Here is an 11986-nt window from a genome sequence, read left to right as displayed (position 1 = left end):
GAGAAAAGGAGGCGTGGTGGCGCAAATGGCCGGCAACCCGGACCTTCTCCGGCCTGGCCGGTCAGAAGGCCGGGCGACTAATTCGGCCCGGACGGAGTATTGCGCGTGGATCCAACATGGCGTGGCTTTAGCAACTCCGCGCCCAGATGGAAAGAACGCGCCGCCGCAGGGCGGGCGTCGCCGCCCCTGGGCGAGGGTGAAGGCTCAGAACGCCATGCGGCGGTCGAGGCCGCCGAGCGGCGCGACGCCGGCGAGCATCGCGCGGGCTTCTTCCGCGTCGCGATCCATCTGGGCAATCAGCGCCTCGGCGCCGTCGAAGCGCTCCTCGCCGCGCAGGAAACCGAACAGCGACACCGAAACGGTCTCGCCATAAAGATCGCCCGAAAAGTCGAACAGGAAGGTCTCGAACAGCGCCGCGCCATTGTCGAAGGTCGGGCGGCGGCCGAAGCTCGCCACGCCGTCATGCAGCGTGCCGTCGGCACGGCGCAGGCGCACCGCGTAGATGCCGTGCTTCAACAGGCTGTCCGGCTCGATCACCATGTTTGCGGTCGGATAGCCCAGCGTGCGGCCGAGCCTGGCACCGCCGACCACCTCGCCGGCAATCGTCCAGCGGTAGCCGAGCAGCCCCGCGGCCTCGGCGACGGCGCCCTCCCCGAGGCGGTCGCGGATCCGGCTCGACGACACCGTCTCGCCGCCCTCGTCGACGAAGGCCGGCACAAGGGTGGCGCCGAAGCCATGCATCCGACCCGCCCCGGCCAGCGTCTCGGGCGTGCCGCCACGCTTGGCGCCATAATGGAAGTCGAAGCCGGCGACCACGTGATGGGCGCCCATCGCCTCGACCAGCACGGTCTCGACGAAGGCTTCCGGCGCGAGGCCGGCAAACTCGCGGGTGAACCCCTGTTCGACCACCGCGTCGAAGCCGAGCATCTCCAGAAGGCGCGCCTTCATCGGTGCCGGTGTCAGCCGCGCGACAGGCTGGTCGGGCCGGAACACCGAGCGCGGATGCGGCTCGAAGGTCAGGCAGACGAGCGGTCGTCCTTCGGCCGCCGCGATGGTCCGGGCCTCTCCCAGGACGGCCTGATGGCCGCGATGCACGCCGTCGAAATTGCCCACCGCCACCACGGCGCCGCGCAGATCCGCCGGCACGTCCGCGACCGAGCCGAGACGCGCGATCGCGTCTGGCATCATGTCAGGGCAGCCATGAAGTAGCGCGCCGTCAGGCCGCGTTCCGACAGGACGGCGGCGACGGTCTGCGTCGCCGAATCCGCCGACGCCAGTTCCTCGCCATGGATGCCGTCGGTGATCAGCAGTGCGTCGGCGCCGAAATCATTGGCGCCCTTCACGTCGGTCATCAGCCCGTCGCCGATCGCCAGCACCCGCGACGACGCCCCGAGATCGAGGACGCGCGACGCGACGTCGTAGATCGGCCGGTGCGGCTTGCCGGCAAGGCGCACCGTGCCGCCGATCAGGCCGTAGTCGCGCGCCAGCGCCCCGGAACACGGGATCAGCCGTTCGCCGCGATGCACGACGATGTCCGGATTGGCGCAGATCATCGGCAGGTCGAGCGCCTGCAGCCGGGCCAGCATGTCGGCATAGTCTGCCGGCGTCTCGACCTCGTCGTTGTAGAGGCCCGTGACGATCACCGCCCTCGCCTCGGCCTCGCCGACCAGATCGACGTCGATGCCGGCGAAGAGGTCGTAGTCACGCTCCGGCCCGATATGGAAGACCGGACCCGCGACATCGGCGATCAGGGCGCGCGTCGCGTCGCCGGAGGTGACGATGGCGTCATAGGCGTCGTGGGAGAAATCCATCGTGCCGAGCTGCGCGACCACCCCGGCCGACGGGCGCGGCGAGTTGGTCAGGAGCACCACCTTGACGCCCGCCGCACGCGCCGCCGTCAGCGCCGCCTCGGCGGCCGGATGCTTGACGACGCCATTGTGGACGACGCCCCAGACGTCGCAGAAGATCGCGTCGTAGTCGCCGGCGATCTCGGCCAGCGCGGCGATCGGCCGGACGTCCTGCGGCGGTCGGACGGTATCCGTCCCGCGGCCGGTGTCGGAGAGAGAAGTTTCCATCGGTGTCCACGCTGCCATTGCCTGTCCCGTGCCGATAGAGGCGGCCTGCCGACCGGTCAAGGCGAAGCGCTGTCGCAAGCGCCCGCACCTGCCGCGTCAACCCCGCCCAGGGATGCCGGGCCGATCCCGGACGGCGATTAACGAAACTTCGATGACGCGATGCGCCGACCGCTTGACACCGCGCCGGCTGCGACACTATCTCCATCGTCGTTAGCACTCGCCCCAGGTGAGTGCCAGTTGTTCACGCCGGATGCCGAAAAGCGGGTCCGGCCATATCCGTCAACGAAGGGTTCAACGAACATGGCAGCTGTGAATTTCCGTCCTCTGCACGACCGCGTCGTGGTCCGTCGGGTGGAATCCGAAGCCAAGACGGCTGGCGGCATCATCATTCCGGACACCGCCAAGGAGAAGCCGCAGGAAGGCGAGATCGTCGCCGTCGGTTCCGGTGCTCGTGACGATTCGGGCAAGGTCGTGCCGCTGGACGTGAAGGCGGGCGATCGCGTCCTCTTCGGCAAGTGGTCGGGCACCGAGGTCAAGCTGAACGGCGAAGACTTCCTGATCATGAAGGAATCCGACATCATGGGCGTCGTCGCCTGATCAGGCGCCTGCGATTTCCGTAATTCCACGAAACTTCGAAACGGCGCGGCCTGATCAGATGGCGCGCCCGGGAGAATACGAACATGGCAGCTAAAGAAGTAAAGTTCGGCCGCGACGCACGTGAGCGCATGCTGCGTGGCGTCGACATTCTTGCCGACGCGGTCAAGGTGACCCTCGGCCCGAAGGGCCGCAACGTCGTCATCGACAAGTCCTTCGGCGCCCCGCGCATCACCAAGGACGGTGTCTCGGTCGCCAAGGAGATCGAGCTCGAGGACAAGTTCGAGAACATGGGCGCCCAGATGGTGCGCGAAGTGGCCTCGAAGACCAACGACAAGGCCGGTGACGGCACGACCACCGCGACGGTTCTCGCCCAGGCGATCGTCCGCGAGGGTGCCAAGGCCGTTGCCGCCGGCATGAACCCGATGGACGTCAAGCGCGGCATCGACGCGGCCGTTCTGAAGGTCGTCGAGGCGCTCGGCGTTGCCGCCCGCTCGATCGACACCTCGGACGAAGTCGCCCAGGTCGGCACCATCTCCGCCAATGGCGAGAAGGAAATCGGCGAGATGATCGCCTCGGCCATGCAGAAGGTCGGCAACGAGGGTGTCATCACCGTCGAGGAAGCCAAGACCGCCGAGACCGAGCTCGAAGTCGTCGAAGGCATGCAGTTCGACCGCGGCTACCTGTCGCCGTACTTCGTGACCAACCCGGAGAAGATGGTCGCCGAGCTCGAGGATTGCTACATCCTCCTGCACGAGAAGAAGCTCTCCAACCTCCAGGCGCTGCTGCCGGTCCTCGAGTCCGTCGTGCAGTCCTCCAAGCCGCTCCTCATCATCGCCGAGGACGTCGAGGGCGAGGCCCTGGCCACGCTGGTCGTCAACAAGCTGCGTGGCGGCCTGAAGATCGCGGCCGTCAAGGCACCGGGCTTCGGCGATCGCCGCAAGGCCATGCTCGAGGACATCGCCGTCCTGACCGGCGGTACGGTCATCTCCGAGGACGTCGGCATCAAGCTCGAGAACGTCACCCTCGACATGCTCGGCCGCGCCAAGAAGGTCTCGATCACCAAGGAAAACACCACCATCGTCGATGGTGCCGGTGAGAAGACCCAGATCGAAGCCCGCGTTGGCCAGATCAAGGGTCAGATCGAGGAGACCACCTCGGACTACGACCGCGAGAAGCTCCAGGAGCGTCTCGCCAAGCTCGCAGGCGGCGTCGCCGTCATCCGCGTCGGCGGTGCGACGGAAGTCGAAGTCAAGGAGAAGAAGGACCGCGTCGACGACGCCCTCAACGCGACCCGTGCGGCCGTCGAAGAAGGCATCGTGGCCGGTGGTGGCGTCGCGCTGCTGCGCGCTTCCAACGCCGTCACCATCAAGGGCATCAATGCCGACCAGGACGCCGGCATCGCCATCGTCCGCAAGGCGCTTCAGGCTCCGATCCGTCAGATCGTCCAGAACGCCGGCGCGGAAGGCTCGATCATCGTGGGCAAGATCCTCGAGAACGAGTCCCTGTCCTTCGGCTACAACGCCGCGACGGGCGAGTATGGCGACATGATCCAGATGGGCATCGTCGATCCGGTCAAGGTCGTTCGCTCGGCTCTCCAGGACGCGGCATCGGTCGCCGGCCTGCTGGTCACCACCGAAGCCATGATCTCGGAGGCTCCGAAGAAGGAGTCGGCCGGCGGTGGCGGCGGCGGCATGCCCGGCGGCATGGGCGGCATGGGTGGCATGGGCGGTATGGACTTCTAAGAAGTCCGAACCGGCCGGACATTCATCCGGACTATCGAGGGGCTCGGCATCGCCGGGCCCCTTTTTCATGTGCCCTGCCCGCCTGCGGCAGCACCGGCTTGCCCGGCCGCGCCCGCCTTGCGATAGACATGCCATGATCTCGCAGCGCGCCCGCTACGCCATCCGCTCCCTGAGGAACATCGCGCCGCGGGCCGCGCCCGTATCGGCCGCCGTCATCGCCGCCGAAGAGCAGATTCCGCGCAAGTTCCTCGAAGCGATCCTGGCCGAACTGAAACAGGCCGGCCTCCTCGTCAGTCTGCGGGGGGCGCGTGGCGGCTACCGACTGGCGCGGCCCGGCGACCAGATCAGCTTCGCCGATGTCCTCCGCGTCGTGGACGGTCCGCTGGCGCTCGCCCCTTGCGCGTCCCGCACCGCCTATCGCCGCTGCGAGGATTGCCGCGACGTGGAGACCTGCGAGACCCGCACCGCGCTTCTGGCGGTGCGCGACGCCACCGCCGCCATTCTGGAAGCCCGGCATTTCGGCGAAGGGGAGCGGGCCGACGATCCTGCCTAGTCCGGGACGCGCCCCGTCCGCCCGGGCATCCGCCCTGGCATGTGCAGTCACACCACCGCCCCGCAGGCGTCGAAGATGTCCGATCTCATGGGTCGGCGAAATACGCACAGGATGTGCGCGCGGCAGGCCCTCCGCCGAACTTCTATTCCTATCCACGAGATAGGAATAAGATAGCCTGATCCGGTCTCCAACGACCGGGTCTTCCATGAGCGACTTCCTCCTGTTTCTTGCCGTCGGCTTCCTCGCCCAGCTCGTCGATGGCGCGCTCGGCATGGCCTACGGCATCGTCTCCTCCACCGTGCTCCTGTCCTTCGGCGTCGCGCCCGCCGCGGCCTCGGCCTCGGTCCACACGGCCGAACTCTTCACCACCGCGGCGTCGGGCACCGCGCATCTCGCCAACCGCAATGTCGACTGGAAGCTGTTCTGGCGCCTCGTGCCCCTCGGCATTCTCGGCGGCGTTCTCGGCACCTACGTCCTGACCAGCATCTCCGGCAGTATTCTGCGCCCCTATGTCGGCGCCTATCTGGCGGTGATCGGCGTCTATCTCCTCGTCCGCTCGTTCCGGAAGATCCCCAGCAGGCCGGTCTCGCCCGCGACCTCCATGCCGCTGGCCGCCTGCGGCGGCTTCCTCGACGCGGTCGGCGGCGGCGGCTGGGGACCGATCGTGACCTCCGGCCTGCTCGGCGCCGGCGGCCAGCCGCGCTACGTCATCGGCACGGTCAACACGGCCGAGTTCCTCGTCACCCTCTCGGTCTCGCTGACCTTCGTCTTCGCGCTCGTCACCGGACATTGGGAGGAGGCCGGCGACCTGACGACCCACGGCCTCGCCATTCTCGGCCTGATCGTCGGCGGCGTCGCGGCGGCGCCCTTCGCCGGCGTGATCGTGCGCCGGATCCCGGAGACGGCGCTGTTGCGCATCGTCGGTCTTCTCGTCTGCGGCTTGGCCATCACCCAGATCGTCGGCCTCATCCGCTGAACTTGCCGCAGTTTTCCCGGAACAACCGCACCCGAAAACCGTTTGGATATCGAAGCTTGGCAGACACTGCCGGCAACGAAGCAAAGGAATGTCCAATGGTCGACAAGAACGAAGTCAAGGGTGCCGCCACCGAAGCCGGTGGCAAGCTCAAGCAGGCTGCCGGCGACCTGACCGGCAACGAGCGCCTGAAGGGCGAGGGTGCGGCCGACGAAATCGAAGGCAAGACCCAGAAGAATTACGGCAAGGTCAAGGACGCGGTGAACGACCAGACCAGCTGATCGCGCTACGAGCCGCAGACGTTTCGAGAGGCCGTCCCCATGGGGCGGCCTTTTTCATGTGCAGACCCCGCCGCACGTCCACCATTGGGCCCCGCGTGACGCACTGTGTGCGCCGCAGCAATTCCGAACCCTCCTCCCCTCTCGACGACGGTGCGGCCACCCGATTGTGGTTGCCGTTTCCCGCTGTTCGGCTATTTTGGAATCAATCCAAATCATGACGGAGCCGCGTGGCGGCACCTGCCTGACCGGCCGCCCTGAAGGAGGCTTCCCTTGATCAGTTTCACACTCAACGGCGAACAGAAGACGTTCGACGGCGATCCCGACACGCCCCTGCTCTGGGTCATCCGTGACGCCGAGCGCCTGACCGGCACCAAATATGGCTGCGGCATCGCCCAGTGCGGCGCCTGCACCGTGCATCTCGACGGCATGACCCGGCGCTCCTGCATCACGCCGATCTCCACCGTCGACGGCTCCAGCGTCACCACCATCGAGGGCGTCGAGGGCGCGGAAGCGGAGGCCGTGCAGGCCGCCTGGACCGCCATCGACGTGCCGCAATGCGGCTATTGCCAGTCCGGCCAGATCATGTCGGCGGTCTCGTTGCTGCAGTTCAATCCGACGCCGAGCGACGAGGACATCGACAACGCCATGGCCGGCAACATCTGCCGCTGTGCCACCTATCAACGCATCCGCCAGGCGATCCACGACGCCTCCGACACGCTGGAGGGCTGATCCCATGGGTATCCAGACCATCAACCCGACCCGCCGCAACTTTCTGATCGGCACCGGTCTCGTCATCGGCGTGGCGCTGGCCTCGCGGACCAAGGCCGCCGCTGCCCTGATCCAGGGCGCACCGGCCGGTCCCGCCGGCCCGGCCAGCGAATTCAACGCCTTCGTGCGCATCGCCCCGGACAGCACGGTCACGGTCCTGTCGAAGCATATCGAGTTCGGCCAGGGTCCCTATACGGGCCTGACCACGCTGGTCGCCGAGGAACTCGACGCCGACTGGAGCCAGATGCGCGCCGCCGCGGCGCCCGCGGACGAGACCTACAAGAACCTCGCCTTCGGCCTGCAGGGCACCGGCGGCTCGACGTCGATTGCCAATTCCTACGAGCAGATGCGCAAGGCCGGCGCCACCGCACGGGCCATGCTGGTCGCCGCGGCGGCCGAGGAATGGGGCGTACCGGCCGAGGAGATCACCGTCTCCAAGGGTCGCATCGCCCATGCGGCCTCCGGCAAGGAATCCGGCTTCGGCGAACTCGCCGACAAGGCCGCCACCATGGATGCACCTTCCGATCCGGTCCTCAAGGATCCGAAGGACTTCGTCCTGATCGGCACCGACCGGCCGAAGCTCGACACGCCGGAAAAGACCAATGGCAAGGCGGTCTTCACCCTCGACGTCCTCGCCGACAACATGATGATCGCCATGGTCGCGCATCCGGCCCATTTCGGCGCCACGGTGCAGAGTTTCGACGATACTGCGGCTCGCCAGATCCCCGGCGTCGTGGACATCCAGCAGATTCCGCAGGGCATCGCGGTCTATGCCGAGAACACCTATGCCGCCCTGAAGGCGCGCGATGCGCTGAAGATCGTCTGGGACCTGACCACCGCCGAGTCGCGCTCCAGCGAGGAGATCTACGAGGATTACCGCGCGCTGTTCTCCGGCGAAGGGCTCGAGGCGGCCAATGAAGGCGATGTCGACGGCGCCTCCTCGGCGAACGGCATCACCACGATGCACTCCGACCTCGTCTTCCCCTTCCTCGCCCATGCCCCGATGGAGCCGCTAGATGCGGTGCTGATCAAGCAGGAGGACGGCTCGATCGACTGCTACAACGGCTCGCAGTTCCCCGGCCAGGACAAGGCCGCGATCGCCGAGGTCTGCGGCGTCGACGCGTCGAAGGTGCGGGTGAACATGCAGCTTGCCGGCGGCAGCTTCGGCCGCCGCGCCCAGTTCGGCTCGCCCTACATGCGCGAGGCGGCAGCCGCCTTCAAGGCGTCCGGCATGGACCGTCCGATCAAGCACATGTGGACCCGCGAGGACGACATTCGCGGCGGCTTCTACCGTCCGATCTACGTTCACGCGATCAAGGGCGCCATCGATGCTGAGGGCAACATCGTCGCCTGGGACCACAAGATCGCCGGCCAGTCGATCATGAACAAGACCGAGCTCGACGAGACGACGGTCGAGGGCGCCTCGGACCTGCCCTATGCGATCCCCAATCGCCGGGTCTACGCCCATCAGACCGAGCTGCCGGTGCCGATCCTGTGGTGGCGCTCGGTAGGCCACACCCACACCGCCTTCGCCGTCGAGACCTTCCTCGACGAGATGCTGGAAAAGGCCGGCAAGGATCCCGTCGAGGGGCGCCTGGCGCTGCTCGGCGAACACCCGCGCCACACGGCCGTCCTGAAGAAGGTCGCCGAGATCGCCGGCTGGGGCACGCCCGCGCCGGAAGGCCGTCAGCGCGGCGTCGCGGTCCACAAGAGCTTCAACACTTATGTCGCGGAGATCGCCGAGGTCTCCATCGGCGAGGACGGGGCTCCCAAGGTCCACAAGGTCTGGTGCGCGGTCGATTGCGGCGTTGCCGTCAATCCGAACATCATCCGGGCCCAGATGGAGGGCGGCATCGGCTACGGCCTCGGCGCGATCCTCTACGACCAGATCACGCTCGGCGACGGCGGCCGCGTCGTCCAGTCCAACTTCCACGACTATCGCTCGCTGCGCATCAACGAGATGCCCGAGGTCGAGGTCGCCATCATCCCTTCCAGCGAGCCGCCGACGGGTGTCGGCGAACCCGGCACTCCGCCGATCGGACCGGCCGTCGCCAATGCCTGGCGTCGCCTGACCGGCCAGCCGGTGCGCCGCCTGCCGATCGTCGGCAATCTCGTCTCGTGAACGACAGGACAGCATCTGTGACGTCAATGACATCCCTGGCCGGCCGCTTCGCCGGCATCCTCGTCGCCGCTGGCCTCGTCATGGGTCCGGCCGGTGCGCAGGAACGCGCGCCCGCGGCGCCCGAACCCTCGACGCCTGCCGTCGCGCCCCAGGCCGATCCCGAGCGGACCCTGAAGCCGGTCTCGGCCTTCGACGGGATCGCCGACGAGACCCAGCGCTCGATCGCCATCTTCGAGGAAACCGGCAAGGTGCTCCTGCATCCGCGCTGCGTGAACTGCCATCCGGCGGGCAATTCGCCGCTCCAGGGCATGGAGATGCGCGAGCATCAGCCGCCCGTCGTGCGCGGCGATTCCAATTTCGGCGCCCCCGGCATGATGTGCAACACCTGCCATGGTCCCGAGAATGTCGAGGTGGTGGCGCAGGCCGAGGGCATCCGCTCGATCCCCGGCAATCCGAACTGGCATGTCGCGCCGATCGAGATGGCCTGGGAGGGCCGTTCGCTGGCCGAGATCTGCGTGCAGATCAAGGATCAGGACCGCAATGGCGGCAAGACCCTGGCCGAGCTCGTCGAGCACATGGCCGCCGACGATCTGGTCGGCTGGGGCTGGAATCCGGGCCAAGGCCGCGAGAAGGTGCCGGGCACGCAGGAGCAGTTCGGCGCGCTCTACGAGGCCTGGGCCGCGACCGGGGCCCATTGCCCGGCCGGCTGACCGGCCAGCATCCATGACGAGATCTTGCAGGCGGGTCCCCAGGGCCCGCCTGTTTCGTTTGGGGCTTCGCCGCCGGCCTAAACCGATTTTACCCTGCGTCCGCCCCTTCCGATCCGGCGGCGCGCCCGGTAAGCCATGCCCGACCTGTACACGAGCTGCGAAGGGCAGAAGATGAGCACCCGTACCGAAACCGATTCCATCGGCGCCATCGAAGTCGAGGCCGACCGCTACTGGGGCGCCCAGACCGAACGGTCGCGCAACAATTTCCGCATTGGCGGGGACCGCCAGCCGTTGCCGCTGATCCACGCCCTCGCCCTCGTCAAGAAGGCTGTGGCCCGGGTGAACACCTCGATGGGCCGCCTCGACGGCCAGATCGCCGACGCCATCGAGAGCGCCGCCGACGAGATCGTCGCGGGCAAGCTCGACGACCACTTCCCCCTCGTCGTCTGGCAGACCGGCTCGGGCACCCAGACCAACATGAATGTCAACGAGGTCATCTCGAACCGGGCGATCGAGATGCTCGGCGGCACCATGGGCAGCAAGAAGCCGGTGCATCCCAACGACCACGTCAACATGAGCCAGTCGTCCAACGACGTCTTCCCGACGGCCATGCATGTCGCGACCGTCCTGGAGACCCGCCGCCTGCTGCTGCCGGCGCTCGACCGGCTGCACGGCTCGCTGGACGCCAAGGCGAAGCAGTATGCGTCGATCATCAAGATCGGCCGCACCCACACCCAGGACGCCACGCCGGTGACGCTCGGCCAGGAATTCTCCGGCTACGCCGCGGCGCTGGAACTCTCCAAGAAGCGCATCAACGACGCTCTCGACGGTGTCCTGGCGCTGGCCCAGGGCGGCACCGCTGTCGGCACCGGCCTCAACGCGCCCGAGGGCTTCGATACGGCGGTCGCCGCCGAGGTCGCCAAGCTCACCGGCGAGGCGTTCCGCACCGCGACCAACAAGTTCGAGGCGCTGGCCTCGCACGGCGCACTGACCTTCTTCCACGGCGCGCTCAACTCGCTGGCCGCCGATCTGATGAAGATCGCCAACGACATCCGCTTCCTCGGCTCCGGCCCGCGCTCCGGTCTCGGCGAACTCAACCTGCCGGCCAACGAGCCCGGCTCGTCGATCATGCCGGGCAAGGTCAACCCGACCCAGGCCGAGGCCATCACCATGGTCGCCACCGAGATCTTCGGCCACGACACCACCGTGACGGTGGCGGCGTCGCAGGGCCATTTCGAGCTGAACGTCTTCAAGCCGGTCATTGCCAATGCCGTCCTGTCCTCGATCCGGCTCCTGGCCGATTCCATGGTCAGCTTCGCCGAACATTGCGTCGACGGTATCGAGGCGAACGAGGAGCGCATCCAGAGCTTGATGGAGCAGTCGCTGATGCTGGTGACCGCGCTGGCGCCGACCATTGGCTACGATGCGGCCGCCAAGATCGCCAAGACGGCGCATCAGAACGGCACGACCCTTCGCGAGGAAGCCGTCGCGAGCGGCCTCGTCTCCGAGGCGGATTACGACCGGATCGTCGATCCGCGCACCATGATCGCGCCGGGCTGATCCGGGTGACAGACGGCGACGATCGATGCCTGCCTATCGGTCGTCGCCACCAGAACTGCGATTGTATCGTTTTTGGTTGACGAATTGTCGGCGCCGGGCCGGGATGCAAGTTCCGGCGCGGCAGTTTACCTGTGCATCGGTTCAACCGACAAAGGCACTGCGGAACATCATCCACCGCAACGACGCCGCCCAGGAGACATCGCCATGAACGCCAATCTCATCCTTCTCGGCAGGGTTCTCCTGTCGATCATCTTCATCTTGTCGGGCTTCGGCAAGCTCGCCGGTGCCGCAGGCTTCTCCGGCTATCTGTCCAGCCTCGGCGTGCCCGCACCGCTCGTGATGGCCTATGTCGTCGGCGCCTTCGAGCTTCTGGCCGGCATCGCGGTCCTCGTCGGCTTCCAGACGCGGGCCGTGGCGATCGCGCTGGCCGCCTTCTGCGTCGCCACCGGTCTCCTCGCCCATATCGACGACCAGACCGCGCTGCTCAAGAACATTGCCCTCGCCGGCGGCTTCCTCGCCCTTGCCGGCGCCGGTGCCGGCGCGCTGGCCGTCGACAAGCCGAAGCGCGAAAGCCGCTACGCCTGACGAGCCCAAAGGTCCGAAGA

The 11986-nt window shown here is 67.3% G+C and carries 12 protein-coding genes; 10 read left to right on the top strand and 2 right to left on the bottom strand.

Features of this window, described 5'->3' with window-relative positions; genetic code table 11:
• Window positions 1-204: 204 nt before the first annotated feature.
• Together J3367_RS00475 and J3367_RS00470 are read right to left on the bottom strand one after the other, a co-directional pair.
• The gene (locus J3367_RS00475; protein WP_024349259.1) at window positions 205-1185 is read right to left on the bottom strand and encodes a bifunctional riboflavin kinase/FAD synthetase; all 981 of its coding nucleotides are present in this window, start codon (window positions 1183-1185) and stop codon (window positions 205-207) included.
• Window positions 1185-2075: a TIGR01459 family HAD-type hydrolase gene (locus J3367_RS00470; protein WP_024349260.1), complete on the bottom strand. Its 891-nt coding sequence runs from the start codon at window positions 2073-2075 to the stop codon at window positions 1185-1187. Before J3367_RS00470 ends, J3367_RS00475 begins: the two co-directional genes overlap by 1 nt.
• 300 nt (window positions 2076-2375) lie before the next feature.
• Between J3367_RS00470 and groES the strand changes: the two genes are divergently transcribed.
• The 10 genes from groES to J3367_RS00420 all read left to right on the top strand — a co-directional run bounded on the left by groES (window position 2376) and on the right by J3367_RS00420 (window position 11966).
• On the top strand, window positions 2376-2672 hold the full coding sequence (gene groES, locus J3367_RS00465) for a co-chaperone GroES (RefSeq protein ID WP_024349261.1): 297 nt from the start codon (window positions 2376-2378) through the stop codon (window positions 2670-2672).
• Between the two features lie 83 nt (window positions 2673-2755).
• Window positions 2756-4414, top strand: a complete 1659-nt coding sequence (groL, locus tag J3367_RS00460) for a chaperonin GroEL (protein WP_024349262.1) — start codon at window positions 2756-2758, stop codon at window positions 4412-4414.
• A gap of 133 nt (window positions 4415-4547) precedes the next feature.
• Window positions 4548-4967 (top strand): RrF2 family transcriptional regulator, encoded by a 420-nt coding sequence (locus tag J3367_RS00455; RefSeq protein WP_024349263.1) that lies wholly within the window; start codon window positions 4548-4550, stop codon window positions 4965-4967.
• A 205-nt stretch (window positions 4968-5172) separates the two neighbouring features.
• Entirely contained in the window at window positions 5173-5943 is a 771-nt protein-coding gene (locus J3367_RS00450) for a sulfite exporter TauE/SafE family protein (RefSeq protein WP_024349264.1), read from the top strand.
• 95 nt (window positions 5944-6038) lie between these two features.
• Window positions 6039-6221: a CsbD family protein gene (locus J3367_RS00445; RefSeq protein ID WP_024349265.1), complete on the top strand. Its 183-nt coding sequence runs from the start codon at window positions 6039-6041 to the stop codon at window positions 6219-6221.
• A 270-nt stretch (window positions 6222-6491) separates the two neighbouring features.
• Window positions 6492-6950: a (2Fe-2S)-binding protein gene (locus J3367_RS00440; protein WP_009208293.1), complete on the top strand. Its 459-nt coding sequence runs from the start codon at window positions 6492-6494 to the stop codon at window positions 6948-6950.
• A 4-nt stretch (window positions 6951-6954) separates the two neighbouring features.
• Complete coding sequence (locus J3367_RS00435) at window positions 6955-9111, top strand: xanthine dehydrogenase family protein molybdopterin-binding subunit (protein WP_024349266.1); 2157 nt, start codon at window positions 6955-6957, stop codon at window positions 9109-9111.
• Window positions 9112-9137: 26 nt separating this feature from the next.
• Window positions 9138-9821: a hypothetical protein gene (locus tag J3367_RS00430; RefSeq protein WP_024349267.1), complete on the top strand. Its 684-nt coding sequence runs from the start codon at window positions 9138-9140 to the stop codon at window positions 9819-9821.
• A gap of 171 nt (window positions 9822-9992) precedes the next feature.
• Window positions 9993-11381 carry a class II fumarate hydratase gene (fumC, locus tag J3367_RS00425; RefSeq protein ID WP_024349268.1) on the top strand — a complete coding sequence of 463 codons (1389 nt, stop codon included), beginning with the start codon at window positions 9993-9995 and terminating at the stop codon, window positions 11379-11381.
• A gap of 204 nt (window positions 11382-11585) precedes the next feature.
• Window positions 11586-11966 (top strand): DoxX family protein, encoded by a 381-nt coding sequence (locus J3367_RS00420; protein ID WP_035694448.1) that lies wholly within the window; start codon window positions 11586-11588, stop codon window positions 11964-11966.
• Window positions 11967-11986 lie beyond the last annotated feature (20 nt).

The organism is Aurantimonas sp. NFXS3, assembly GCF_049132005.1.
GTDB lineage: Bacteria > Pseudomonadota > Alphaproteobacteria > Rhizobiales > Rhizobiaceae > Aurantimonas > Aurantimonas coralicida.
This window is presented reverse-complemented; position numbering and strand designations above follow the sequence as displayed.

Bases quoted from the DNA above. Each gene is read 5' to 3' on its own strand.
- J3367_RS00475 (WP_024349259.1), bottom strand. From the start codon at position 1,185: ATGCCAGACGCGATCGCGCGTCTCGGCTCGGTCGCGGACGTGCCGGCG.
- J3367_RS00435 (WP_024349266.1), top strand. From the start codon at position 6,955: ATGGGTATCCAGACCATCAACCCGACCCGCCGCAACTTTCTGATCGGC.
- J3367_RS00445 (WP_024349265.1), top strand. From the start codon at position 6,039: ATGGTCGACAAGAACGAAGTCAAGGGTGCCGCCACCGAAGCCGGTGGC.
- groES (WP_024349261.1), top strand. From the start codon at position 2,376: ATGGCAGCTGTGAATTTCCGTCCTCTGCACGACCGCGTCGTGGTCCGT.
- groL (WP_024349262.1), top strand. From the start codon at position 2,756: ATGGCAGCTAAAGAAGTAAAGTTCGGCCGCGACGCACGTGAGCGCATG.
- J3367_RS00455 (WP_024349263.1), top strand. From the start codon at position 4,548: ATGATCTCGCAGCGCGCCCGCTACGCCATCCGCTCCCTGAGGAACATC.
- J3367_RS00420 (WP_035694448.1), top strand. From the start codon at position 11,586: ATGAACGCCAATCTCATCCTTCTCGGCAGGGTTCTCCTGTCGATCATC.
- fumC (WP_024349268.1), top strand. From the start codon at position 9,993: ATGAGCACCCGTACCGAAACCGATTCCATCGGCGCCATCGAAGTCGAG.
- J3367_RS00450 (WP_024349264.1), top strand. From the start codon at position 5,173: ATGAGCGACTTCCTCCTGTTTCTTGCCGTCGGCTTCCTCGCCCAGCTC.
- J3367_RS00430 (WP_024349267.1), top strand. From the start codon at position 9,138: ATGACATCCCTGGCCGGCCGCTTCGCCGGCATCCTCGTCGCCGCTGGC.
- J3367_RS00470 (WP_024349260.1), bottom strand. From the start codon at position 2,075: ATGGAAACTTCTCTCTCCGACACCGGCCGCGGGACGGATACCGTCCGA.